Annotated in this window: 21 protein-coding genes and 2 pseudogenes; 3 read left to right on the forward strand and 20 right to left on the reverse strand. The window is 69.2% G+C overall.

Translation table 11 applies throughout. The annotated features are described in order from the left end of the window. Positions 1-97 precede the first annotated feature (97 nt). The 6 genes from ACFWSK_RS25440 to ACFWSK_RS25465 form a co-directional block, all read right to left on the reverse strand. Positions 98-751 carry a histidine phosphatase family protein gene (locus ACFWSK_RS25440; RefSeq protein WP_383790493.1) on the reverse strand — a complete coding sequence of 218 codons (654 nt, stop codon included), beginning with the start codon at positions 749-751 and terminating at the stop codon, positions 98-100. Further along, complete coding sequence (gene rsfS / locus ACFWSK_RS25445) at positions 748-1,179, reverse strand: ribosome silencing factor (RefSeq protein ID WP_383790451.1); 432 nt, start codon at positions 1,177-1,179, stop codon at positions 748-750. The genes ACFWSK_RS25440 and rsfS overlap by 4 nt, the downstream gene beginning before the upstream one ends. Before the next feature lie 90 nt (positions 1,180-1,269). Next, complete coding sequence (locus ACFWSK_RS25450) at positions 1,270-3,021, reverse strand: LCP family protein (RefSeq protein ID WP_383790454.1); 1,752 nt, start codon at positions 3,019-3,021, stop codon at positions 1,270-1,272. Positions 3,022-3,040: 19 nt separating this feature from the next. Next, on the reverse strand, positions 3,041-3,658 hold the full coding sequence (gene nadD, locus ACFWSK_RS25455; protein ID WP_328910116.1) for a nicotinate-nucleotide adenylyltransferase: 618 nt from the start codon (positions 3,656-3,658) through the stop codon (positions 3,041-3,043). A gap of 38 nt (positions 3,659-3,696) precedes the next feature. Then, positions 3,697-3,939 carry a hypothetical protein gene (locus ACFWSK_RS25460; RefSeq protein WP_383790501.1) on the reverse strand — a complete coding sequence of 81 codons (243 nt, stop codon included), beginning with the start codon at positions 3,937-3,939 and terminating at the stop codon, positions 3,697-3,699. A gap of 6 nt (positions 3,940-3,945) precedes the next feature. Next, the gene (locus ACFWSK_RS25465) at positions 3,946-4,098 is read right to left on the reverse strand and encodes a hypothetical protein (protein WP_383790457.1); all 153 of its coding nucleotides are present in this window, start codon (positions 4,096-4,098) and stop codon (positions 3,946-3,948) included. A gap of 112 nt (positions 4,099-4,210) precedes the next feature. Here ACFWSK_RS25465 and ACFWSK_RS25470 point away from each other — a divergent pair, with 112 nt between their 5' ends. Further along, positions 4,211-5,308 carry a M48 family metallopeptidase gene (locus tag ACFWSK_RS25470; RefSeq protein ID WP_383790460.1) on the forward strand — a complete coding sequence of 366 codons (1,098 nt, stop codon included), beginning with the start codon at positions 4,211-4,213 and terminating at the stop codon, positions 5,306-5,308. On the opposite strand, the gene ACFWSK_RS25475 is transcribed toward ACFWSK_RS25470, so the two are convergent. From ACFWSK_RS25475 to ACFWSK_RS25540, 14 genes are all read right to left on the reverse strand, one after another. Then, complete coding sequence (locus tag ACFWSK_RS25475; RefSeq protein WP_383790463.1) at positions 5,241-6,359, reverse strand: hypothetical protein; 1,119 nt, start codon at positions 6,357-6,359, stop codon at positions 5,241-5,243. The genes ACFWSK_RS25470 and ACFWSK_RS25475 overlap by 68 nt on opposite strands. A 233-nt stretch (positions 6,360-6,592) precedes the next feature. Further along, positions 6,593-7,171, reverse strand: coding sequence for a hypothetical protein (locus ACFWSK_RS25480; RefSeq protein WP_383790466.1), 579 nt, complete (start codon positions 7,169-7,171; stop codon positions 6,593-6,595). Between the two features lie 64 nt (positions 7,172-7,235). Continuing rightward, a complete protein-coding gene (locus ACFWSK_RS25485) occupies positions 7,236-8,519 on the reverse strand; it encodes a glutamate-5-semialdehyde dehydrogenase (protein WP_383790469.1) in 1,284 nt (427 codons plus the stop codon). A gap of 85 nt (positions 8,520-8,604) precedes the next feature. Next, the gene (locus tag ACFWSK_RS25490) at positions 8,605-9,105 is read right to left on the reverse strand and encodes a hypothetical protein (protein ID WP_383790472.1); all 501 of its coding nucleotides are present in this window, start codon (positions 9,103-9,105) and stop codon (positions 8,605-8,607) included. A gap of 121 nt (positions 9,106-9,226) precedes the next feature. Beyond that, positions 9,227-10,354 (reverse strand): glutamate 5-kinase, encoded by a 1,128-nt coding sequence (proB, locus tag ACFWSK_RS25495; protein WP_383790495.1) that lies wholly within the window; start codon positions 10,352-10,354, stop codon positions 9,227-9,229. A gap of 227 nt (positions 10,355-10,581) precedes the next feature. Then, a complete protein-coding gene (locus tag ACFWSK_RS25500; protein WP_383790498.1) occupies positions 10,582-13,299 on the reverse strand; it encodes a CDP-glycerol glycerophosphotransferase family protein in 2,718 nt (905 codons plus the stop codon). Positions 13,300-13,495: 196 nt separating this feature from the next. Next, positions 13,496-14,836 (reverse strand): glycosyltransferase family 2 protein, encoded by a 1,341-nt coding sequence (locus tag ACFWSK_RS25505; RefSeq protein ID WP_383790474.1) that lies wholly within the window; start codon positions 14,834-14,836, stop codon positions 13,496-13,498. A 157-nt stretch (positions 14,837-14,993) separates the two neighbouring features. Beyond that, positions 14,994-17,159, reverse strand: a complete 2,166-nt coding sequence (locus ACFWSK_RS25510) for a hypothetical protein (protein ID WP_383790477.1) — start codon at positions 17,157-17,159, stop codon at positions 14,994-14,996. Positions 17,160-17,296: 137 nt separating this feature from the next. Then, positions 17,297-18,796 (reverse strand): D-ribitol-5-phosphate cytidylyltransferase, encoded by a 1,500-nt coding sequence (locus ACFWSK_RS25515; RefSeq protein ID WP_383790479.1) that lies wholly within the window; start codon positions 18,794-18,796, stop codon positions 17,297-17,299. A gap of 368 nt (positions 18,797-19,164) precedes the next feature. Beyond that, the gene (gene obgE / locus ACFWSK_RS25520) at positions 19,165-20,601 is read right to left on the reverse strand and encodes a GTPase ObgE (RefSeq protein WP_383790482.1); all 1,437 of its coding nucleotides are present in this window, start codon (positions 20,599-20,601) and stop codon (positions 19,165-19,167) included. 133 nt (positions 20,602-20,734) lie between these two features. Then, the gene (rpmA, locus tag ACFWSK_RS25525; RefSeq protein ID WP_015608479.1) at positions 20,735-20,992 is read right to left on the reverse strand and encodes a 50S ribosomal protein L27; all 258 of its coding nucleotides are present in this window, start codon (positions 20,990-20,992) and stop codon (positions 20,735-20,737) included. Positions 20,993-21,006: 14 nt separating this feature from the next. Beyond that, positions 21,007-21,327, reverse strand: coding sequence for a 50S ribosomal protein L21 (rplU, locus tag ACFWSK_RS25530; RefSeq protein ID WP_056558958.1), 321 nt, complete (start codon positions 21,325-21,327; stop codon positions 21,007-21,009). Between the two features lie 219 nt (positions 21,328-21,546). Next, complete coding sequence (locus ACFWSK_RS25535; protein ID WP_383790485.1) at positions 21,547-21,984, reverse strand: PIN domain-containing protein; 438 nt, start codon at positions 21,982-21,984, stop codon at positions 21,547-21,549. After that, positions 21,981-22,256, reverse strand: a complete 276-nt coding sequence (locus ACFWSK_RS25540) for a ribbon-helix-helix protein, CopG family (protein WP_383790488.1) — start codon at positions 22,254-22,256, stop codon at positions 21,981-21,983. Before ACFWSK_RS25540 ends, ACFWSK_RS25535 begins: the two co-directional genes overlap by 4 nt. Before the next feature lie 105 nt (positions 22,257-22,361). Here ACFWSK_RS25540 and ACFWSK_RS25545 point away from each other — a divergent pair. Both ACFWSK_RS25545 and ACFWSK_RS25550 read left to right on the forward strand, forming a co-directional pair. Further along, positions 22,362-23,570 (forward strand): annotated as a pseudogene (locus ACFWSK_RS25545) (IS701 family transposase). Between the two features lie 299 nt (positions 23,571-23,869). Next, a pseudogene (locus tag ACFWSK_RS25550) lies at positions 23,870-24,077 on the forward strand (transposase); the annotation flags it as partial.

A 24,077-nucleotide genomic window follows, 5' to 3' on the forward strand; every position in this document is an offset into this window, starting at 1 on the left:
CGCGTTTCCGCGCTGCGAACAAGAAGAACTTTAGCCTGCGACCAGCCAGAAAGTGAAATCCGGCCGACGTCGCCCGGAGGTGGCCTCCGGGCAGCCGTCAGTCGTCGTCGCCCAGCACCGGTTCCGGCAGCGTGCCGGCGTTGTGCTCGAGCAGGCGCCAGCCGCGCGCACCCTCGCCGAGGACGGACCAGCAGCAGTTGGTGAGACCGCCGAGCCCTTCCCAGTGATGGGCGTCAAGGCCGAGCAGACGGCCGATGGTCGTCCTGATCGTGCCTCCGTGGCTGACCACGACGAGCGTGCCGCCGTCGGGCAGCTTGTCGGCGTGCCCGAGCACCACGGGGGCGGCACGGTCGGCGACCTCGGTCTCCAGCTCGCCGCCGCCCCGGCGCACGGCCTCGCCGCGCTTCCATGCGGCGTACTGCCCGGCGTACCGCTCGACGATCTCCTCGTGCGTGAGCCCCTGCCAGGCGCCCGCGTACGTCTCGCGCAGGCCGGCGTCGTGCTCGACCGTGAGACCGGTGACCGCGGCGAGCTCAGCCGCTGTCGCCGAGGCCCTCCGCAGGTCCGAGGCCACTATGGCGTCCGGCTTCAGCGAGGCGAGCAGCCGGGCGGCCCGACGGGCCTGCCCGATGCCCGCTTCGGTGAGCTCGATGTCCGTGGAGCCCTGGAAACGGCGCTCCAGATTCCACGCCGTCTGACCGTGACGCCAGAGGACGATCCTGCGGCCCCTGCCGCTGCTGCTGCCGTTCAGTGCTGCTCACCTTCCGGGACACCGTTGAGCTGGGCGTGCTCCGCGGCCTTGCCGCGGGTCTTGAGAGCGTCCTCCGGGAGACCGATCTCGGGGCAGTCCTTCCACAGGCGCTCGAGCGCGTAGAACACACGCTCCTCGCTGTGCTGGACGTGGATCACGATGTCGACGTAGTCGAGGAGGATCCAGCGGGCGTCGCGGTCCCCTTCGCGGCGCACCGGCTTGGCACCGAGCTCCTTCTGCAGCCGCTCCTCGATCTCGTCGACGATCGACTTGACCTGGCGGTCATTGGGGGCCGAGGCCAGCAGGAAGGCGTCGGTGATCGACAGCACGTCGCTGACGTCGTAGGCGATGATGTCGTGCGCGAGCCGGTCGGCGGCCGCCTGAGCGGCGGCGTTGATGAGCTCGATGGAGCGGTCCGTGGCGGTCACATGCAGGCTTTCGTCGGCGGTCAGATCAACCTCTAGGGTCTCACGGACCGCCGACAGCCCCTACGACGATCGTTCGATGGCGTCGTTTCGCTATTTGATCCTGTAGTTCTGGCCGAGTACGACGGACACATCGGCGTTCGCGGCGGGCTCGCCCTTGCGTACCGAGCTCGTCGGCAGCCCCAGCGTCTTGGCGACCTCGGTCGCCTTCGCCTTGTCCTCGGACGTGCGGTAGGTGACCGTCGACGAGGCCGCCGTATCGCTCTTCCCGCCGTCGACGTAGGCATAGCCACCGTTGATCAGCTGCACGCGGGCCTTCTCGGGGACCTCGGTGTTCCCGGTGGCGTTCTTGATGCCCACCCGGACCGCCGCGTCCTTGTCCGGCGCCTTCACAGCACCGCCGAGCACGTCCTTGACCACACTGTTCGTGGCCTTCTCGGTGAGCGTTCCGTCGGGCTGGACCGGCAGGAGCGCGGTCTTGTAGTCGCCGACCTTGGCGCGCCCCGCGAGCTTCGCGAGGGACGCTCCGAGGTCTCGCTCGGGCAGCGAGGGGTCAAGGATCTGGCCCAGGGTCTCCACCGTGACCGTCGCGGCCGCGGGGTCCTCCGACAGTTTGCGCAGAACACTCCGCATGACCTGGCCGAACCGCAGCAGCTGCTTCGCCTCGGGCTCGTCCGGGCCGCGGTAGGTGGCGTACGCGACGGCCATCTGGCCGCTCAGCGTCTGTGCCTCCCCCTTGTTCACCAGAGGCGACGCGCCCTTCTGCACGTCGGGCACATCGGTGTCCGTGTCGACCTCGATGTTGCCGACCAGCTCGACCAGATTCTCCAGGTACGGGGTGTCGAGTCGCCACGTGCCGCTGATGCTGGTGCCCAGCAGGGTGTCGATCGACTCGCTCGTGGCGCTGGACCCGTCGTCGTCGACGGACCTGCCGAGCGTGGTGGTCGAGCCGTCGTCGTTGGCGACGGCGAGCAAGTTCGGCAGGAGAACGGTGGTGCCCTGCTTGGTCGTGGTGTTGTCGACGAGCAGCGCCGTGGAGGTGCCGCCCTGCTTGGTGTTGTGGAGGTGCACCACGATGACGTCCCGCTGCTGCGAACCCGCATCGGCGGCCTTCGGCTCCTCCGCCCCGGAGAGCCCGGGGATGCCGTCGGTGGCCCAGAGGTACCCCGCGCCACCGACCACCACGAGCACCGCGACGACGATCAGGGCGACGATCCGGTTGCGGCCGCGGCGCCGTGCCTCTTCGCGCCGCTCGCTGCGGCTCTCGGTGAACTTCAGCCAGTCGATGACGTCTTCGGAGTCCTCGTCGGGCTCCTCGATGAACGAGAACTGTTCGGTGCGGTAGTCGGGAGCGCCGCTGCGCTGGCCCGGGACGACCGGTTCCGGGTCGGGTTCGAACGGCCGCTCGGGCTCCGGCGGGGCCACCACGGGCGCGGCGCCCTGCTGCGGGATGCTCCACTGCTGGGTGCTGTCAGCCGCTGCGGGCCGCTGCGGGCCCGAGTCGTATCCGTAGTCGCCGTAGCCGCTGCCGTAGCCCTGCCCCTGGGGCTGCGCGGGCTGGTGCTGCGGCGCGGTCTGCGGGTACGGCTGCTGCTGCTGCTGCTGCTGCTGCTGCTGGGGAGCGTAGGGGTCGTACTGCTGGGGCTGCTGCGGCAGCTGGGCGTACGGGTCGTATCCGTAGCCCTGATCGCCGCTCTGACCCTGCTGGGGCTGCTGGGTCTGCTCCGCGTACGGGTCGTACGGCTGCTGCCCCTGCTGCTGATACACCGGCTGCCCGTACTCGTCGTAGCCGACGATCTGAGGCTGCTGATAGTACGGGTCGTACGGGTTCTGTCGGTCGTTCACCGGTGCCCCTCTCCGTGGCTCATTCGCCGCGGTACAGCTGGCGCTTGTCGATGTACCGGACCACTCCGTCCGGTACCAAATACCAGACCGGATCTCCTTGCGCGACTCTCGCACGGCAGTCCGTGGAGGAGATGGCCAGCGCCGGAACCTCCACGAGGGAGACGCCGCCCTCCGGCAGTCCGTCGTCCGTGAGCACATGCCCCGGTCGGGTCACGCCGATGAAGTGGGAGAGCGAGAACAGCTCCTCGGCGTCCCGCCAGGTGAGGATCTGGGAAAGGGCGTCGGCGCCGGTGATGAAGAAGAGGTCCGCGTCACCGTGGATCGCGCGCAGGTCCCGCAGCGTATCGATGGTGTACGTCGGTCCGCCACGGTCGATCTCCAGGCGGCTCACGGAGAACTGCGGGTTCGACGCCGTGGCGATGACCGTCATCAGATAGCGGTCCTCGGCCGGCGAGACCTGCTTGTGGCTCTTCTGCCAGGGCTGCCCGGTCGGGACGAAGATGACCTCGTCGAGGTGGAACTGGGCGGCCACTTCACTGGCCGCCACCAGGTGTCCATGATGGATCGGGTCAAACGTCCCGCCCATGACGCCGAGTCGGCGTTTGCCGCGGCCGGTAGGCACTTCCTGCTCTCCCATGCGTGCAGACCCTACTGGTACGGCCGTACGCCTCTGCCTCAGCGGTCGCGGTTGAAGCGGGTGGTGATCCACAGCAGGAGCAGCAGCGCGAGGAGCGCACCGCCGCCGGTGAGGTACGGGTTGAGGCTTTCGTGGTTACCACCGGACTCGCCGCCTTCGGAGGCGAGAGTGACCAGCTGGTGCGCGGTGCTCGTGAGGCTCATCTTCGGCGGGACCTTTTCGTCGGGAGTCGGAAGGAAGACGTCGCCGACATCGTATGCGGGCGCCTCGGGCACGCTCACGCCGACTCAGTCGTTGTTGTCCTCGTTGCCGTATCCACGCAGCAGGAACCAGGCGAGCAGAGCGGCGCCGACGATCGAGCCGAGCAGCACGATCCGAAGCGCGTCGCCCGGCCCCTGGTCCGCGGATGCGGCGGCGAGCAGTGCGACGGTGTACGGCATTTGGGGTGCTCCTCAAAGTTATCCACAGCCCCCCGCCACACCGTAGCGCCAGCACATACGCTGGGAATTGCCAGGGGGACGAGCGACATCTCGTACGAACAGGGGGCCTTCCATGACCGAAAGCAGCCACGAGAACGTGCCGAGCAGGCAGCGCAGGAGATTCCCGGGAATCTCCTCCCGGGCGTACGAGCATCCGGCGGACCGCTCTGCCCTGGTGGCCCTGCGCAAGCTGACGGGGTTCGACACCGTCTTCAAGGCACTCAGCGGGCTCCTCCCCGAGCGCAGTCTGCGGCTGCTCTTCCTCTCCGACTCCGTCCGGGTGAGCGACGCCCAGTTCGCCCATCTCAACGCGATGCTGCGGGACGCCTGTTACATCCTGGACCTGGAGAAGGTCCCTCCGATGTACGTCACCCAGAATCCCCAGCCGAACGCGATGTGCATCGGTCTCGACGAGCCGATCATCGTGGTGACGACGGGTCTGGTCGAGCTGCTGGACGAGGAGGAGATGCGGGCCGTCGTGGGCCACGAGGTGGGCCACGCGCTCTCCGGCCACTCGGTGTACCGGACGATATTGCTCTTCCTCACGAACCTGGCCCTCAAGGTCGCCTGGATTCCCCTCGGCAACGTCGCGATCATGACGATCGTGACGGCGCTGCGCGAATGGTTCCGCAAGTCCGAACTGTCGGCGGACCGGGCGGGGCTGCTGGTCGGACAGGATCTGCAGGCCTCGATGCGCGGCCTGATGAAGATCGCCGGTGGCAACCACCTGCACGAGATGAACGTGGACGCGTTCCTCGCCCAGGCCGACGAGTACGAGAAGGGCGGCGACCTGCGCGACTCCGTGCTGAAGATCCTCAACGTGCTGCCCCGCTCCCACCCGTTCACCACGGTACGGGCCGCCGAGCTCAAGAAGTGGTCGGAGACCCGGGACCACCAGCGGATCATGGACGGCCACTACCCCCGGCGCGACGAGGACAAGGACACCTCGGTCACGGACTCCTTCCGGGAGTCGGCCTCGCACTACGCGGACACGGTGCGCTCCAGCAAGGACCCGCTGATGAAGCTCGTGGGTGACATCGCGGGCGGTGCGGGGGACCTGGGCGGCAAGCTCCGGGACAAGTTCACGGGCGCCGGCTCCGGTGCTACGGACGGGCCGGGGAGCCGTCGGCCGCAGGACCCGGAGGAGGGTTCCGGGGCAGGCCGGAGCTGACCGCGAGCGTTCCGCACAGCGCCGCCGTGCGCGGGCCCGTGGCATACGGGTCCGTGCCGGCCGGTCCACGGTTGTCCGCCCGCTCCCCCGCGAGCAGCGGTACCAGCGCACCGGCGGTCTCCGCCGAGCACGCCTGGGGTCCGGCCTGGACATGGGCCGTCCGGACCTCCAGGCGGTGGAGCCGCAGATCCTCCCGGTCGAACTGGAAGTGCAGCTCCCGCCGTACGGTGAACAGCGAGGCACCGTCCTCCTTCTGCGGGCCGGACACGACCGGGCGGAGCGCGTACGTGAACGTGTGGTCGGACACCACCTCCAGGGTGTCCGCTCCGGCCTCCGCGTAGGCGAGCGTGCCCTGGACCCTGACCTTCGGGTCGGCGAGCTCCACGTCCTCTGGATCGAACCGCACGAGCCAGCCGGTGGCGGAGTGCCGGCCGTCGCTGACCGGTGCGCTCATGCTCCGGTCGAACTGGGCCGTCTGGTCGGGGTCCAGCAGGCGTTCGACCGGCCGGGTGGTCGTCCCGGTCAGCACGTCGGCGTCGAGCGAGGACCCCACCAGGTAGTCCTTGACCGTGGTCAGGGCCGCTGTCACCTGGCTCTCGGAGAAGCTGTGCGTGCGCCGGATCGCCGGCAGATTGATCCCTTCGGCGCCGGTCCGGAATTCCGCTGCCGGGCTCGCCGCGTAGAGAGCGGTGGGGGTACCGCCCGGTACGGCGTCCTGGGGGGTGAGGGGCACCACGGTCGACTTGAGCGGCTGGGCGTGCCTGACGGTGGGCGGCGGATAGGGGTGGCGAAAGCCGATGTACACGGCGGTGGCGAAGGCCAGGGCGATGAGCACGACGAGGGCGATGGCGGCCTTGGAGCCGTTGTGGGCGGCGCGGCCGGGCAGTGAGCGGACGGCGAGGGCGTGGTCGCCCATGCGTTCCTGTGCGGAGAACTCCTGAAGCCGGGCAGCGCGGACGAACGATTCGTCGAAGACGAGCGAGCGGTACTCGTCCTCGCCACCCGCGGGGTTCTCGGGTGGGTCTTCTGGCGGTTCTCCGCGACCAGTCATGACTTCTCCCGATCTCCACGTCACCGGCCGGGGGGCCGTGAGCGCTACGGTCCGCTGTGGCCGGAAGGCGTCGGGCAGGCCCTGTCCTCACGTACGCGGGCGCACATCCGGACAAGTGAGAAGCCCCCTCCGGAAGAGAAGAGGGGTCACATCTTCAGGGTAGGTCGATCGGGGGGAAGGTAAACGCGGGGGACGCCAGAAGAAGGAAGGCGGTCCGCGGGGGCGGCCTGCCGTCAGGGGGTGCGGGGGACGGCGGAGACCGTGGGGCGCGCGTGGCCGGCCGGGACCGAGCGCCCGGCGCCCGGCTTGTCGACGCCGCTCGTCACCGGTTGCGGAATCTGGTCCTGGCGGTTGCCCGCGGCGCCGCGGTACACGGCGGAGAAGGCGAGCGCGACCATCCCGATGCCCATCAACAGGGCGAGCAGCCAGGCCACCGGCCGGTGCCAGCGGGCGGAGCCGCGGTAGGGGCGCAGCGCGCCGCCGTGACGCCCGTAGGGGCCGCTGTAGTCGTCCTCGTCCCCGTCGGGGTCCGCGGAGCCCTCGAAGGACCGCCTGCGGCCGTACACGCCGTCCGCGTCGTAGCCGTCGTCGTCCAGGGGGCCGCCGCCGGAGCGCGCCCGGGCGGCCTCGGCCTCGGCTCGCGCCTGTGCTGCGGAGACCAGCCGCTCCACCGCGGTGGGTTCATGGACCTCGGCGGCCCGTACGAAGTCCTCGTCGAACACCACGGAGGCGAAGTCCTCGTCCGCGCCCCCGCGGTCGTCGTCGGGCTCCCAGCCGTCCTGGAACGGCCTGCCTCCCACGTCGTCCGGCACAGCTTCAGCGTAGCCGCGCCGGGTCGATTTGGGCAGGGAGCGCACGAACTCGGCGCCCCGGCGGCTACCGGATGTGGCCGTCCCCGGTCACGATGTACTTCGTGGACGTCAGCTCCGGAAGCCCCATGGGGCCCCTGGCGTGCAGCTTCTGCGTCGAGATACCGATCTCGGCGCCGAATCCGAACTGGCCGCCGTCCGTGAAGCGGGTGGAGGCGTTCACCGTGACCGTCGTGGAATCGACCAACTGGGTGAACCGGCGGGCCGCCGCCTGTGATGTGGTCACGATCGCCTCGGTGTGGCCCGAGGACCAGAGCCGGATGTGCGCGACCGCCGCGTCCAGCGATTCGACGACGGCCGCCGCGATGTCGTACGAGAGGTACTCGGTCTCCCAGTCCTCCGGCGTCGCCTCCACCAGGGTGGCCTTCGAGCCTTCGGCGTACTCCATGACCCGTTCGTCGCCGTGGACCGTCACACCCGCCTCGGCCAGGGCGTCCAGGGCCATGGGCAGGAACTCGGCGGCGACGTCCTTGTGGACGAGCAGCGTCTCGGCCGCGTTGCACACGCTCGGGCGCTGCGCCTTGGAGTTGATCAGGATGTCGACGGCCATGGCGAGGTCGGTCTGCGCGTCGACGTAGACGTGGCAGTTGCCGGTGCCGGTCTCGATCACGGGCACCGTGGACTCCTCCACGACCGTGCGGATCAGGGAGGCACCGCCGCGCGGGATCAGTACGTCGACCAGGCCGCGGGCCCGCATCAGCTCCCGTACCGAGTCGCGGCTCTCCCCCGGCACCAGCTGCACCGCGTCGGCGGGGAGGCCGGAGCCTCCGACGGCGTCACGCACCACCCGTACGAGGGCGACGTTCGAGGCGTACGCGGAGGAGGAGCCCCGCAGGAGGACGGCGTTGCCCGACTTGAGGCAGAGGGCGGCGGCGTCCACCGTCACGTTGGGGCGTGCCTCGTAGATGATCCCGACCACGCCGAGCGGCACCCGGACCTGACGCAGGTCGATGCCGTTGGGGAGGGTGGAGCCGCGCACCACTTCGCCGACCGGGTCGGGCAGCGCCGCCACGTCGCGCACATCGGCGGCGATGGCGCGGATGCGCTCGGGGGTGAGGGTGAGCCGGTCGACGATCGACTCGCTGGTCCCGGCCTCGCGGGCGCGGGCGACGTCCTCGGCGTTCGCCGCGACGATCTCGCCGGTGCGCACTTCGAGGGCGTCCGCGATCGCCAGCAGCGCGTCGTCCTTCGCCGAGCGCGGGAGTGGTGCGATGTCCGCGGCGGCGGCGCGTGCCCGGTAGGCGGCCTGGGCGACCGGGGACATGTTGTCGTACGGCGAAAGCGTGGTCATGCCCGCAGGGTAATGCGCACACTGCGGGCATCCCTCACGTATCCCGTGATGCGAGACGGCCGTCCCGAAAGGACTGCCGGCCCGCTCAGTACGGGTGCACCCCGACCGGGGCCGCGGGCGGTGGCCCGTACCCCTCGGCGATGCGCAGGTGGTACGTCTCCCGGTCGATGACCTCCAGGCCGACGATCTCCCAGGGCGGGAGCCTGGCGCTGGAGCGGTGTTCGCCCCACAGCCGCAGGGCGACCGCCGCCGCGTCGTGGAGGTCGCGGGCCTCTTCCCAGTAGCGGATCTCCGCGTGGTCGTTGGCGTACCGGCTGGTCAGCAGGAACGGATGGTCGTGGGCCAGCTGCTCCAGGCCACGTCTGACCTCCTTCAGCGGGATCTCCCTACCCGAAACGCTGAGGGTGATGTGCCAGAGCTTCGACTGGGTCCGTTCCTCCCGCGCCGCCATCGGTTCCTGCTCGGTGGCGCGGTCCGTGGTGCTGTCCGTGGGCAGCCCCGCACCGAAGTCGGAGCCCGCTCCGACGCTGGTCAGGGCGCGGCTTCCCGTCCCTCGGGGCGGCGCCCCCGGGCGCGCTCGTCTCACCGGCGGCCTCCTGTGAATACGTTGTTGTGCTGTACGCCTTGTGTCCCCGCTACAAAGTTGACCAGTCCCGGGCCGGGCGTGGGGCGCTTTTGGTGAAGGTCTCTGTCGAATGTCTGGACTTTCAGCCGATCCGGGGGGTGAGCCGAGGTGCCAGGATGACCAGATCGTCTCTGTGTACGACCTCGCGTTCGTAGGCGGGGCCGAGTTCCCGTGCCAGCTCCCGGGTGGACCGGCCGAGCAGCTGGGGGATCTCCTTCGCGTCGAAGTTGACGAGGCCGCGGGCGACGGCCCGGCCGGAGAGGTCGCGCAGCTCCACGGGGTCGCCCGCGGTGAACTCGCCCTCGACCGCGGAGATTCCGGCGGGCAGCAGCGAGGTGCGGCGGTCCACCACGGCCCGTACGGCACCGTCGTCGAGGGTCAGGGCACCCTGCGGGGTCGACGCGTGGGCGAGCCAGAGCAGCCGGTCAGCGGAGCGGCGTCCGGTCGGGTGGAAGTACGTGCCGGTGTCGCGGCCGGCGAGGGCGTCGGCGGCCCGGCTCGCGGAGGTGAGGACGACGGGGATTCCGGCGGCGCTGGCGATCCGGGCGGCTTCGACCTTGGTCACCATCCCGCCGGTGCCGACGCCCGCCTTCCCGGCGCTGCCGATCGTGACACCTTCCAGGTCCTCAGGTCCGTTGACCTCCACGACACGCGAGGCACCCGGGGTCCGGGGGTCACCGTCGTAGAGACCGTCGACGTCGGAGAGGAGGACCAGGAGGTCGGCGTGGACGAGGTGGGCGACGAGCGACGCGAGCCGGTCGTTGTCGCCGAACCGGATCTCGTCGGTGGCCACGGTGTCGTTCTCGTTGACGACGGGCAGGGCGCCCATGTCGAGGAGCTGGTCGAGCGTGCGGTACGCGTTGCGGTAGTGGGCGCGCCGGCTGGTGTCGTCGGAGGTGAGGAGCACCTGCCCGACGCGTACGCCGTAGCGCGCGAACGAGGCGGTGTAGCGGGCGACCAGAAGTCCCTGGCCGACGCTGGCAGCGGCCTGCTGACGGGCCAGGTCCTTGGGCCTGCGGACCAGCCCGAGCGGGGCGAGTCCGGCGGCGATCGCGCCACTGGAGACGAGGACGATCTCCTTCTCCCCGCCGCTCCTGACGCCGGCCAGGACATCGACGAGGGCGTCGACACGGTCGGCGTCGAGGCCGCCTGCGGCCGTCGTGAGGGAGGAGGAACCGATCTTGACCACGATCCTGCGGGCGCCGGTCACGCCCGGCCTGGCAGCTGACACGTACTTCCTCACTCTGGCTCGCCCGGCGCTTGGCGGAGGGGCCGTCGCAGGCCCCCGTGGCCCGGGCTTCCGGGGGCCGTCCCCGAGCAGCACAGTACGCGAGCGGCCGCGCACGGCGCCTGCCCATTCCGCTCGATGGACAGCCTCGATGGCCGGCCTCGACAGACTGCGGAGGGAGGTGCCGGGCGCGGCCGCCCGGAACAGCGTCAGTCGTTGTTGATCGTCAGCATCCGGTCGACGACCCGCGCCGAGGCGCGGCCGTCGGAGGGCTCGCAGAAGTCCACCCGGAACTGGGCGTACTTCTCCTTGTACTCCTCCGTCACCGCTTCGATGTTGCGGATGGCGTCGACGAGTTCGGTGGAGGTCTTGATCAGCGGGCCCGGGGCGCGCGACGTGAAGTCGAAGTAGAAGCCGCGCAGGGTGTCCCGGTAGTGCTCCAGGTCGTACGTGAAGAACAGCATCGGCCGGCCCGAGTGGGCGAAGTCGAAGAGCACGGAGGAGTAGTCCGTGATCAGCACGTCCGCGATCAGGTAGAGGTCGGCGATGTCCGGGTAGTACGTGACGTCCCAGACGAAGCCCTGGCCCGCGCCCGGGATGCTGTCGAGCACCTTGTGGTGCTTGCGGTAGAGCAGCACGTGGTCGTCCCCGAGCTGTTCCTGGGCCGCGGTGACGTCGATCTGGTTGTCGAGCTTGAAGCGCCGGCCGCCGTACCGCTGGTCGTCGCGCCAGGTCGGCGCGTACAGGACGACCTTCTTGCCCGCGGGGATGCCCAGCTTCTCCCGTACGGCCGCCGCACGCTTGACCCGGTCCGGGGCGTGGAAGACGTCGTTGCGCGGGTAGCCCGCCTCCAGGACCTCGCACTGGAGGCGGAAGGAGTTGGTCATGATCGGCGTCGTGAAGGCGTTCGGCGTGATGAAGAGGCTGTACTGGCGCGAACGCTGCGGCAGGCTGGAGATGTAGGCGAGGTTGGCCTGCGGGGTGCCGAGCAGGTCGGCACCGATGCGCTTGAGGGGCGTGCCGTGCCAGGTCTGGACGACGACCTGGCCCTCACGGCGGACGAACCACTCGCGGATGCCGCCGTTGGTGACGATGTAGCGGCTGCGGGCCAGCGCCTCGTACCACTCCCGGCTGCCCCACAGCACTCCGCGGACACCCGGCGGCAGCACGACCTGTTCGTCGTGGACCATCGCGATGTGCTCGACCTCGGTGCCGCGGCGTACGAGCTCCTCGTAGACGGCACGGGGCGAGTCGGAGAACTGCTTGCCGCCGAAGCTGTTGTAGAGCACGGCCTCGCGCAGCGGCAGCTTGCGCTGCTCGGGGGTGTACACGTCCCGCATGAGCCGCTGGCGGTACGCGCCGCGCAGCTCGGGCTCCAGGACGGGACCCGACTCCAGGAAGATCCGGTCGTAGTCCAGCCGCTCCAGGGTGTACGTCCGGCGGGCGCCGTCGTGGGCCGAGGGCAGCAGGGAGACCAGGTCGGGGCGGATCGTCACGGGGATGTCGTGCCGGTGGTTCCACTCGTCGCGGGCGCGCAGGAACGGGAGCCAGCGGCCGGCCCGGAGCGGGAGCGTCCCGTCGTACGCGGGCATGGCGTCGGGCGTGAGGCGGGCGGTGAAGCGCCCGTTCTCGAACTCGGCGGGCAGCGGCTTGTCCTCGTTGCGCCCGCTGTGGCGCAGGACGAACTTCATCTTCTCGGCCGGGCCCGTGTACGTACCGGACAGCGTCAGTTCGCCGTTCGCGGACCATTCGGTCGTGTCGACGACGGGCTGGGCGGTACGGAGCTGCGGGGTGAAGTTGCCCGCGCCGTCGGTGAGCACGGCGAATTCGAGGGTGCCGGGCAGCTGCTGCACACCGGTGCGCAGGGACTGTCCGATGGTGGCGCGGCGCGTCGTGCCGTCCGCGAAGACGATCAGGGTGCGGTACTTCCGGGCCTTGCCGGGGACGACGCCCGCGACGGGCAGGTCACCGAAGGGCAGGCGCGCGGTGTGCCGGTTCCAGCCGTCGGTGCCGGGGCCGCCGGCCTCCAGGGGGAGGTCGGCCGAGAACCCGGTGCCCTCGTGGTCGATGCGCAGCGCCGTGGGGGTCCTGCCCGCGGCCGACGTGCCGCGCGAGCGGAGCGTCACCGTGAGGCCGTTGTCGTCCATCTCCTGCGACTCGACCTCGGCCGGCACGACGTCCACTGAGAGCTTCAGACGGTTGCGGTCGTAACCGGCGACGAGCCGCACGCCGTCGTCCAGCACGTGCACCTGGCTGTGTCCCGCGGCTCCGCTGTTGCTCTTGAGCACGCTGCCGACGGACATGCCGCCGGGGCGCGGGATGCCGATGCCGAGACGCCAGGTGCCCGACTGCCACTGGCCACGGGTCCGCAGGCGCGACGGGTCGATGGCGATCTCGAAGCCCGACCAGTCGTAGCAGTGCAGGGCACCCTTGGCCTCCGCCGTCGCCATGGGCTCCAGGACGGTGCGCAGCCGCAGCGGGATGGTGCTCCTGCTGCCCTGCCGGCGCAGCACGGCGACGCGCAGCGAGCGCTTGCCGGTCGCCGAGGGGACGTTGGGGATGTAGGCGTAGCCGCGGACGACCAGGCGCCCGTCCTGCCAGGCCAGGTCGGTCAGCTTGCCTCGTACCGGGAGCTCGCTGCGGGTGAAGTTGCGCACGGTGGGAGGCAGCGAGGAGCTCTCGACGCCGGGCAGCTCGATGCGGGCCCGCCGGATGCCCTTGACCGCGAAGACGCCGGGGTTCTCACGTTCGTAGTGCAGGACGTCGACGAGCTCGTCCCCGCGCCCGCTGGCCGCCAGATGCCACTTGACCCGGGCCATCGGCGAGAACTGCCTGACCAGCTTGGGCGCCGCCTGCGCCAGGAAGTCCTTGGCGGCGGTATGAAAGGCGGTGCGCTCCTCGACCGGTGTCTCGGGGAAGTACTTCATGAGACGGCTGAGCTCTGCGGGAATGGTTTCGACAGGTCGGGACGCCACGGCGAGAGGGCCTTTCCGGGGGACTTTCAGACGTGAACCCCAGGAAGACGGGGCGTGAATGAGACTCTCACCAAGGTCTCATGGTTGCCCCGCAGCATGGAGTGACGCCCGTCACAATTCCCTTCGCACGGGGGGTGCTTCGCCACGTTCAGGCCCTGGTACGAGTGCCTGTTCGCACCCGGCGCGACCGAGGTCCCCGCAGCACCCGGAGGGCCGTCCGGTGGATCTTGCGCACCACGCGACGCGCGATGGAGACACAGGGCCTCGGCTCCGGCGCCTCGACCCGCCGGCCGCCGATCCACTCGGTGACCGTCACCTCGTACACCGAGTCGGGCAGCCCCGAACCGTCCCTGAAGTGGGGATACGCAAGGTACAGCCGGGATGGGCGGCCTTCGTGGACCAGTGCGGGCTCGCTCTTGGCCTTCATGAACCGCATCACATCGAGGAGCAGATCGAGCCGGCCCTGCGCCACGCAGGCGAGCCTGAGCCGTTCGTTCACCTTCAGTCCACGAGCCAGTCCGGGCGTCCAGTACGCCGCGAGCAGCGGCGCCGCGAGCGCCATCTTCTTCGCACGTACGGCCTTCGACTGCTTCAGCAGATTGGGTCCGAATTGTGGCAGCAATGTGATGACGAACGGGCGCACCATCAGAGAGTCCCGGCGGGGGCCCGGGGGCAGGTGGGTCGCGATCAGGTCCATCAGCGCCCGCGCCGAATCGAACCGCAGTACGTAGGTGCCGCTCTTGGTCACGTGCTTGCCGTCGTCCCGGCCGACGAGGTAGTAGCAGGTGTAGTCCGCCACCACGGAGACACCGCTTCCCCGTAGGTACGCCTCCATGGTGAAGAGCGCGTCCTCGCCCGTCCTGAGCTTCTCGTCGAAGGACATCCCGAGGCGCTGGAGGAGCGAGCGCCGGAAGAGCTTCTGGGCGCTCAGGGTGAACTTGACGTTGGAGCGGTACAGGTCGGCGCGCTCGACCGTCTCCTTCCACATCGACTTGGCCGCACCCCTGTTGACGCCGACGATCTTGCCGAGGACCACGTCCGTACCGGCGCGGTCGCCCATCGCGACCATCCGCTCCAGCGCTTCCGGGCCGAAGTAGTCGTCGGCGTCGAGGAAGAAGACGTACCGCCCCCGGGCCAGACCGAGTCCGACGTTGCGGGGCCCGCTGGGGCCACCGGAGTTGGCCTGGTGGACGACGCGCATGGGAATGGCGGTGCGGGCGGCGAAGGAGTCCAGGTACTCCCCCGTGCCGTCCGTGGAACCGTCGTCGACGGCGACGATCTCCATGCGTCCGGCCGGAAGCGTCTGCCCCTCGACGGACTCCAGGCAGCGGATCAGATAGGGCATGGCCTCGTAGGCTCCGATGACGATGCTGACGTCGGGTTCGACGGCATCGGGTGCTACGGCGTCGGGTGCTACGGCGTCGGGTTCGGCCGCGGGGCAGCGGGCATCGGTCTCGTTGGCATCCATGACCATCTCGGCAGTACCCATCTCGTCAATTCTCATCACAAATGAGACAGAGTGCCGATCAAATCTATCTTGTGTGTGACAACACGCAGAACGGCCCGTACATCCCTCTCCTGGAGAGATGCACGGGCCGTCCGATGGGTTGCCCGGCCGCCGCGACGACCTGCCCGCCCGGGGAAGGTCAGCGGACCGCCGAGGGGCCGGTGCCGACCTCCGCGTCCGCGCCGGCCGCGGCCACGGCATCGGCGACGATCTGCTCCTCGCCGTCCCCCGCACCACTGGACTCGTCCTCGAGGTCGGGCTCTGGCACGGGCTGTTCCCCGATCCGCTGCCTGACCCCGGCGTTGCGCGCCTCGGCCTTGGCCGCGAGCGCGCGCACGGCGGCGTTGAACTGCTCCAGGGAGGTCGGCTCGTCCGGGCCGAGCAGGTAGCTCTTCAGCTCGTGCCTGGCGTGGGCCAGCGGGTCCGCCGCACTGTCGGCGATCGCGTCCAGCAGCTCGCCGATCTCGTCGGCGCCGTTGGAGAGGATGACCGCGGCCCGTACGGCGGTGTTCTGCCGCTTGAACTCCTCGGCACCCAGCTCCGCCGAGTCGGTGACCGCGTACGGCTTACCGCTCGCGATGAAGTCGGACACCACACTGGAGATGTCCGAGACCATGGCGTCGGACTCGTTGAAGCAGTGGTACAGCTTGGGCTGCGCCCCGGTCACCGTCTTGTGCTCCCACCAGCCGAAGGAACGCCAGTAGGCGTCGTTCCACTCGGCCCGCAGGGCCTCGACCCGGTCCTGGCGCGAGGGGTCGGCGAGCGAGACGCGCGACTCCTCGGCGTCGTCGCCGCCGGACCGCCCGGACTTCGCCAGCTCGGCGAGTGCCGCCTCGATCCTCGCCAGCTCGGCCTTCGCGGCGTTCTGCCCGGCAGCGGCAGCGGCGGCCTCCTCGGCCCAGCGCGGCTCGGCGGCACGCTCCGCCGCCGCCTTGCTCAGCATGTCCCGGATCCGCGCGTTGACGGCCTTGGCCTTGGCGTTGCGGATGCCGGTGAAGGGGTGCGGCTTGTAGATGACCCGCACCGGCTTCTCGGCGTTCAGCAGGCGGCGCACGATGTTCTCGCCCGCGAGCAGCAGAGAGGTGTTGCCGGGGTTGTCGTCCCAGCCCTCCCACGTCGGGGCGTACAGCACGGTCGGGATGGGGTTCTTCGCGGTGCCGGTCCAGGTCGTGATCGGCGCCAGTTGCGGCCGCCCGACCTCGACGATGTCCTCGTCACGGATGCCGACGTCGGCCAGCGCGTAGCGGTCGCGGCCCGCTCGGCCGGCCGTCCACACCTCGTCGTACACCTTGGAGTACGGGTTGACGCTGGCGAGCTTGTCACTGTCGCCGTGCCCGATGAAGACGTGCTTCATCGTCGGGACGCGCAGCATGTGGATGTTCTTGCCGACGTTGGCGGGATAGAGGCAGACCCGGACGGTGGAGAGGTCCAGGTTCATCAGGTGGGTACCCGCCGGGACGCAGAGGACCGGCACCGAGGTCTCGGCGAGCTGCGGCACAAGACCGCGCTCGCGCATGATGATCAGCGGCCGTCCGTCGATCTTCGCCATGGTGTCGAGCCACATGTTGCCCTGGTACGCCGACTCGTTGGAGCCGGAGAAGTAGAGCACGACGGTCGGCTGGTACTCGCTCAGCCAGCCGTCCACGGCCTTGAGCACGGCAGCCGCCGGGGGGACCAGCCGGCCGCGGCGCAGGTACGGGATGAGCACCGCGTTGAAGGCGAGCGCCAGCAGCAGGGTGAGCGCGGCTCCGGCGTACCCGATGGCGTCCACGCCGGTACCGGCGGCGATGAGGATGCCGGCCACCGCGGGGATGTCGAGGTGGAGCATCTTCTCGGCCGAACGGTGCAGCAGCGCGCGCGGCGGTGCGTCGGGGATGCGCACGGAGTGCAGGTCCACGTTGCGGGTGACGACCGGCATGGTGCGGCGCATGCGGACCAGGGTCGTCATCGCGCCGTGCGGGGCCTGAAGACTGTAGAAGATCAGGAAGCAGGCGACCGCCGCGTAGAAGATCCGTTCCGAGGCGAGGTCCAGCCGGGCCAGCAGGAGGACGACCATCAGCTGCCGGAGCAGGAAGCGAATGGAGAGTCCCGCACGCACCTTGCCGAGCCGGTTGATGATGTAACTGCCGCGATGATGGAGATACCAGTCCGCGATGTACGTGACAGCCGCGGCCGCCGCGAAGAACCAGATATCGGGCAGAAGCGCGGCAAACATGATGAAGGGATATCCCAGCATCATCAGTACGGCCGCGGCCAGCTCTGACCGGCTGCCCACGCGGGCCAGGCGAATGGCTGTCGAAATCACGAAGAACCTGCTCCAGGGGGGTGCCGGTTTGATTCACGTATTGAGGGAAATGTGAAGTCGGGTCTTCACGCATTCGGGCCTTTGCGTTCGCGGAATGCGATCACAAAGGCCCGAAAGAGATCATTTGTCGAGAATTATTACACATCTTCCTGACGGTCGAGCACGGAGGCCAGGGCCTGCTCGAAACCGGAGGATTCGGAGACGTCGCTGGTCGGGTCCTGCTGCCGGACGTCGATGACGTGTCCGGTCATCGCGGACAGCAGCACGTCCAGCGAGGTGCGGGCCACGGCCTCCGAGGAGAGCAGCGAACCCTCCGGCTCCTGGCCGAACGCCTTGGTGCGCATCGGGGTCGCCGTGCGCTCGGGGTTGACGCAGTTGACGCGGATGCCTTCACCCGCCCACTCGTCGGCGAGCGCCTGGGTGAGGTTCACCATCGCTGCCTTGGTGGAGGAGTAGAGGCTGTACTCGGCGCGGCCGCGCGTGTAGCTGCTGGAGGTGTAGAGCAGCAGCTGGCCCTTGGTCTCCACCAGGTACTTGTACGAGGCACGGGCGATCTGGACCGGCGCCAGGTAGTTGACGTTCAGCGCTTCCTGGATCGTCGTGTTGTCCGTCTCCGCCAGCTTGCCGATGCGCAGCACGCCCGCGGTGTTGATGACGTAGTCGATGCGCCCGGTCTCCGCGTACGCCTTGGACAGCGCGTCGTCGACGTGCTCCGGGTTCTCGACGTGCGTGCCGGTGGTGGAGCGGCCCAGCGCGTAGACGCTCGCGCCGTACTGCTCGGCCAGCGTCGCGATGTCGGCGCCGATGCCGTACGAACCGCCGAAGACGACCAGCGTCTTGCCCGAGAGCAGCTCGCGGTAGGCGGCCTCGTCGGCCTGGCGGGGAGCCGCGGTGGAGGCCAGCTGGAAGAGCTTGTCGGTGATGAAGACGTCGACCGGCTGGGTCACCTTCATGTTGTACTCGTCGCCCGCGACCACGTAGATCGGCACGTCGGGGAGGTACCGCAGGACCACCGAACAGTCGTCGGTGGCCTGGAAGTTGGGGTCGCCCGCAGCGATCTTGTACGCCTTGCGGATCGTCGACAGCTTGAACGCCTGCGGGGTCTGGCCGCGGCGCAGCCGGGACCTGTCCGGGACGTCGGTGATGAACTCGCCGTCCTCGCCGTGCGTACGGGTCACGATGATCGTGTCCGCGGAGGGGATGGCGACGTCGACGGCCTGGTAGCGGTCGAGGGCGTCGACACAGTCCTTGATGACGCGCTGTGACAGCAGGGGGCGGACCGCGTCATGGAAGAGGACGTTGCGGTCCTCGCCCTCGGCAAGGCCCTCACCGAGGGCCGCGATGGCGCGCTCGGTGGTCTCGTTGCGGGTGCTGCCACCCTCGATGACCTTGATGACCTTGGTCAGTCCGGCCTTGGCGACGATCTTCTCGACGTCGGGCACGAAACCGGGCGCCATCAGCACGATCACATCGTCGATGCCCTCGGCGTTCTGGAAGATGGTCAGCGTGTGCTCGATGACTGCCTTGCCGGCGATCTTCAGCAGCTGCTTGGGGATCGACAGTCCGACGCGCTGACCGGTACCACCGGCGAGTACGACAGCAGTGGTCCGGGGCTTGGCGTGGTGCGGCACAGACACAGACGACCTACCTTGCGATGACGAGGGAACAATGTGATGGTCGCACTCTCCGTGACCGTCTCGCAAGGCGGACGTCGGTCGGTGCATGCCCCCTGGAAACCCGCAGTTCACCGCCTGGCCAGGGAGGTTGGGCTCCGAGTGGGGTGCACATGCCGTGACCGACTCCACAGACGTGTTACCCAATCCGCACACCTCTGGCGCCCAACACCGGCCACCACCAGGCGATTGTCGCGAGTGTGACGGTGAGTATCCGTTCCGGCACGGGGAATTCGAGGTCCGGGCGGTGTGAGTGAGGCCCGTCGCGGCGCCGCTTCCGACGGTGCCGCGACGGGCCTCACCCACTCAAGAAATCCTTCTGCGCACAGGGCTTAGAAGGGGTCGAACTCGTCGTACTCGCGCTGCGGGTCGTCGCGCTCGCCCTCACGGTCCCGGCGACGCTGCGCGGCGGGCCGCGGCGCCTCCAGCCGGTGGTCCTCGCCACGACGGCCCAGCATCTCGGCGCCGGCCATCATGGTCGGCTCCCAGTCGAAGACGACCGCGTTCTCCGCGGAGCCGATGGCCACGGCGTCGCCGGCACGGGCGCCCGCCTTGCGCAGCGCGTCCTCGACACCAAGACGGGCGAGCCGGTCGGCGAGGTAGCCGACGGCCTCGTCGTTGTTGAAGTCGGTCTGCTGGATCCAGCGCTCGGGCTTCTCGCCGCGCACCCGGTAGATGCCCTCGTCGTCGAGCTTGACGGTGAAGCCGGCATCGTCGACGGCCTTCGGACGGATGACCACGCGGGTCGACTCCTCGGCCGGCTTGGCGGCGCGCGCCTCGGCGATGATCCCGCCGAGGGCGTACGAGAGCTCGTTGAGCCCCTTGTGCGCGATCGCCGAGACCTCGAAGACGCGGTATCCGCGCGCCTCCAGGTCCGGGCGGATGATGTCGGCGAGGTCCTGGCCGTCCGGGATGTCGACCTTGTTGAGGGCGACGATGCGCGGCCGGTCCTCCAGACCGCCGTACAGCCGGAGCTCCTCCTCGATCATGTCGAGGTCGGACAGCGGGTCCCGGTCGGACTCCAGCGTCGCGGTGTCCAGGACGTGGACGAGCACCGAGCAGCGCTCGACGTGACGCAGGAACTCCAGACCGAGCCCCTTGCCCTGGCTGGCGCCGGGGATGAGACCGGGAACGTCCGCGATCGTGTAGACGGTCGATCCGGCGGTGACGACGCCCAGGTTCGGGACGAGGGTCGTGAACGGGTAGTCCGCGATCTTCGGCTTGGCCGCCGAGAGCACCGAGATCAGCGAGGACTTGCCGGCGCTCGGGTATCCCACGAGTGCGACGTCCGCGACGGTCTTGAGCTCCAGGACGATGTCCCGGCTCACGCCCGCCTCGCCCAGCAGCGCGAAGCCGGGGGCCTTGCGGCGAGCGGAGGCCAGCGCGGCGTTGCCGAGGCCGCCTCGGCCGCCCTGGCCCGCGATGAAGGTGGTCCCCTGGCCGATCAGGTCGGCCAGCACGTTGCCGTCCGTGTCGAGGACGACCGTGCCGTCGGGCACCGGCAGCACGAGGTCCTGACCGTCCTTGCCGGAACGGTTGTCACCCGCACCGGGCTGGCCGTTGGTGGCCTTGCGGTGGGGGCTGTGGTGATAGTCCAGCAGCGTGGTGACGGCCTGGTCGACGACGAGGATCACGTCGCCGCCACGGCCGCCGTTGCCCCCGTCGGGGCCTCCCAGCGGCTTGAACTTCTCACGGTGGACGGAGGCGCAGCCGTGGCCCCCGTTACCCGCGGCGGCATGCAGCTCGACGCGGTCCACGAAGGTGGTCATGGTTGGTGCCTCCAGGTAAATACGGGAATGTCTCTGTACGTAACACGCCGAGGGCGGACCCGCTTCCCCGATTACCGGGAAAGCTGAGATCCGCCCTCGGAAGGTGCTGTGTGTCGTGCCGCGTGCGCCTGAATCAGACGGCGAGCGGAACGATGTTCACGACCTTGCGGCCACGGTGCGTACCGAACTCCACCGCGCCGGCGGTCAGCGCGAACAGCGTGTCGTCGCCGCCACGGCCGACGCCCGTGCCCGGGTGGAAGTGGGTACCGCGCTGGCGGACCAGGATCTCACCGGCGTTGACGGCCTGACCGCCGAAGCGCTTCACGCCGAGCCGCTGAGCATTGGAATCGCGCCCGTTCCGAGTGGACGATGCGCCCTTCTTATGTGCCATGTCTCCTCAGTCCCTTACTTCGCAGCCGCGGGGATACCGGTGACCTTGATCGCCGTGTACTGCTGGCGGTGACCCTGGCGACGGCGGTAGCCGGTCTTGTTCTTGTAGCGAAGGATGTCGATCTTCGCGCCCTTGTGGTGGTCCACGATCTCGGCCTGAACCTTGATCCCGGCAAGCACCCACGGGTCGCTGGTGACGGCGTCGCCGTCGACCACGAGCAGCGTAGAGAGCTCTACGGTGTCGCCGACCTTGGCGGTGGGAATCTTGTCAACCTCAACGATGTCGCCGACAGCTACCTTGTGCTGGCGACCACCGCTGCGCACGATGGCGTACACGCGGATCTCTCTTTCGCTCGGAACGGATCCCCTGATGCCAGCCGCTCGCACAGGCCGAAGCCCGCGACGATCCGGAAGGATGAGCGGCCTCTCCACGGCAGCCGACGCGAACGCCGAGGCCGGGAGGGATGTGCTCAGGGGTAGGCGCAGGTAAACACGCCGAGGGTCAAGGCTACGGGGCGGGATGCGGGGGGTCAAACCGGGGTGGTCGGGTCCGAGTCACGCATCGTCCGGGAGAACCCGGAACGCTTTGTGCGCGGTGAGTGGGCGGATGCTCCGGAAGTCACGCCGGTCAAAAGTCAGCACGGCATCCGTACGGAACTCCGAGGCCAACACCACGTTCACGGCATCCGCCAAGTCCAGATCGAGCGCGGCGTAGCGGCGCATCACGCCCCGGGCCGTGGCCATCATGTCCCCGGTGATCTGCGGAAACTGAATCCTGCCGCTCCTCGTTTCCTCGACAAGTCCGTCCAGGAACTGCTCCCGCACTGCCGCCCCACCGATCCGGCGCAGAAGATGATCCGCCTCCGCAAGCACGAGCGGCGACAGCACGATCAGGCCGGCCCGTTCGAGGACTTCCCTCGTCGCCTTCATGTCGGGGTGACTCTCGTCGACGGAGGCGAGCAGGGCAGACGTGTCCGCCACGATGACAATCACGGACGCGGCCGCCGCTTCGACTCCTCGTACGCCTTCGCCTTCCTGTCCCAGATCTGGCCCAGCGCCACCTCGGCCCGCTCGGCAGTCTCCGGATCCTCACTGCGAAAGACAGGGAGAGCCAGAGGCGCCCTCCAGGTCCGCTTGGACAGCGCAGCCAGGTGAATGGCCTCGCGGATGATCTCTGCCTCCGAGATCCCTTCGCGCCCTGCCGCTTCCTTGATTATGGCGAGGTCCGCCGCGTCGGCGTAGACCGTCGTGCGCTTGAGCTCCATATACGTATGGTACTCGTTGCATACGTCCGCGTGGCGTGGTCCGCTCACTAGTAGGGCTTTGTTACGTGTCTGGGCAAGCGGTCGTTCTGGTGGTTTCCTGCTGGTATGAGGGTGGATGAACTCGTCGCGTGTCGGGGTCGGTTGGAGGAGTTTGCCGGGGAGGTGTTCGCGCCTTTGGCGCGCGCTGACCAGCGAGTGAAGGGCGGGCTGTATCTGCGAGGGCTGTTGCTGGACGGGCGTCGGAAGTCGATGCAGCCGATGGCTGGGCGGCTGGGTGTGGACCATCAGCAGTTGCAGCAGTTCATGACGTCGTCGACCTGGCCGGTGGACACGGTCCGCGCCAGGCTGGCCCGCCGGGCGGTGGCGGTGGTGCGGCCACAGGTGTGGGTGGTGGACGACACCGGATTCCCGAAGGACGGGACGTCCTCGCCTGGCGTGGCAAGGCAGTACTCCGGCACTCTGGGCAAGGTCGGCAACTGCCAGATCGGGGTCAGTGTCCATGCCGCGTCCGACACCGCTTCGTGTCCGCTGTCCTGGCGTCTGTTCCTGCCGGGCAGCTGGGACGGGGGCCAGGCCGCGGACCGGCGGGCCCGCTGCCGGATCCCGCAAAGTGAGCGTCACCGGCCGAAGTGGCAGCTTGCGCTGGACATGCTCGATGAGCTGGCCGCCGTCGGACTGCGGCCCGCGGTACTTGTTGCGGACGCCGGTTACGGGGCGAACGCGGACTTCCGCCACGGCCTGGAAGACCGCCAGCTGGCCTACGCACTGGGCGATTAGCCACCGCAGTGCGATGACTCCGTCCGGGGCGGGTTTCGGCCGACGGCCGGCGAGGCGGACACGCAGGAACACGAAACGGGCGGACATGGCGGCTTTCGAGCCCTTGCGCCAGGTTACCGCGACCGCCTTGCCACGTCCTGCGGCCAGGACGTGTTCGCGCAGGCTGACCGGCCGGGTGCGGTAGCGGGGCAGCGGACGCGGCCCGAGCCCGCCGTAGCAGGGCTGGTGCGGCACGGCCGCCTCGGCATGGGCGGTCATTTCACCCCTGACCTGCAGTGGCCCGAAGGCGAGGACGAGCCGGTCAAGTACTGGATCTCCAACCTGCCCGCCGACATACCGGCCCGTGATCTCGTCCGTCTTGCGAAACTACGCTGGCGCATCGAGCACGACTACCGAGAGCTGAAAACGACGCTCGGCCTCGACCACTTCGAGGGCCGCTCGTTCACCGGCTGGCACCGCCACGTCACCCTCGTCACCGCCGCACATCTCTTCCTCACCGAACAGCGGTCCTGCCCAAAAGTCCCTGCCAGGGCTTGACCCTCTACCAGGCCCTGACCCTCCTCCAACACCTGTTAGCCACCTGGACCGGAACCTGCCCCACCTGCCGACAACCCACCCCATGGCAGACCTACGACACCACCTAACAAAGCCCTACTAGAGGGATCCGGCGACCACAGCACCAAGGAAGCGCCGTAGGGCCTGGGGCGTCGTGGCGACGAGCATCGCGGGCACCTTGCTGTCGCGGAGGCGGATGGTTCCGTCGGCGTCCACGGCTAACGAGCTCGTGCATGGTTAGCGGTGGCGCGTCGGGCCCTTGATCGTTGATCATGGACTGTGTGGTGGGGAACCGGGCACGTGCAGCGATCATCCGAAGCCAGCGGATCACAGGTCTGACCGCCGACGTGATTGCTGAACTCGTCGCCGAGGTTGGCCCGTTGTGGCATGAGCAACAGCAGGCCGTCCTGACCGCGCGGCCCCGGCGGCGAGCTGTGGGGGCCGGAGCAAAGTACAAGCTGGTCTTCGTCGACCGCCTGTTGGCGACTC

Origin of the sequence: Streptomyces sp. NPDC058620 (assembly GCF_042717135.1) — a bacterium.
Classification (GTDB): domain Bacteria; phylum Actinomycetota; class Actinomycetes; order Streptomycetales; family Streptomycetaceae; genus Streptomyces.

What these genes read in the sequence shown, in the direction of transcription:
- nadD (WP_328910116.1), bottom strand. Translation starts at nt 3,658, where the DNA reads ATGGGAGAGCAGGAAGTGCCTACCGGCCGCGGCAAACGCCGACTCGGC.
- ACFWSK_RS25465 (WP_383790457.1), bottom strand. Translation starts at nt 4,098, where the DNA reads ATGCCGTACACCGTCGCACTGCTCGCCGCCGCATCCGCGGACCAGGGG.
- ACFWSK_RS25470 (WP_383790460.1), top strand. Translation starts at nt 4,211, where the DNA reads ATGACCGAAAGCAGCCACGAGAACGTGCCGAGCAGGCAGCGCAGGAGA.
- ACFWSK_RS25475 (WP_383790463.1), bottom strand. Translation starts at nt 6,359, where the DNA reads ATGACTGGTCGCGGAGAACCGCCAGAAGACCCACCCGAGAACCCCGCG.
- ACFWSK_RS25485 (WP_383790469.1), bottom strand. Translation starts at nt 8,519, where the DNA reads ATGACCACGCTTTCGCCGTACGACAACATGTCCCCGGTCGCCCAGGCC.
- ACFWSK_RS25500 (WP_383790498.1), bottom strand. Translation starts at nt 13,299, where the DNA reads ATGAAGTACTTCCCCGAGACACCGGTCGAGGAGCGCACCGCCTTTCAT.
- ACFWSK_RS25505 (WP_383790474.1), bottom strand. Translation starts at nt 14,836, where the DNA reads ATGGGTACTGCCGAGATGGTCATGGATGCCAACGAGACCGATGCCCGC.
- obgE (WP_383790482.1), bottom strand. Translation starts at nt 20,601, where the DNA reads ATGACCACCTTCGTGGACCGCGTCGAGCTGCATGCCGCCGCGGGTAAC.
- rpmA (WP_015608479.1), bottom strand. Translation starts at nt 20,992, where the DNA reads ATGGCACATAAGAAGGGCGCATCGTCCACTCGGAACGGGCGCGATTCC.
- ACFWSK_RS25540 (WP_383790488.1), bottom strand. Translation starts at nt 22,256, where the DNA reads ATGGAGCTCAAGCGCACGACGGTCTACGCCGACGCGGCGGACCTCGCC.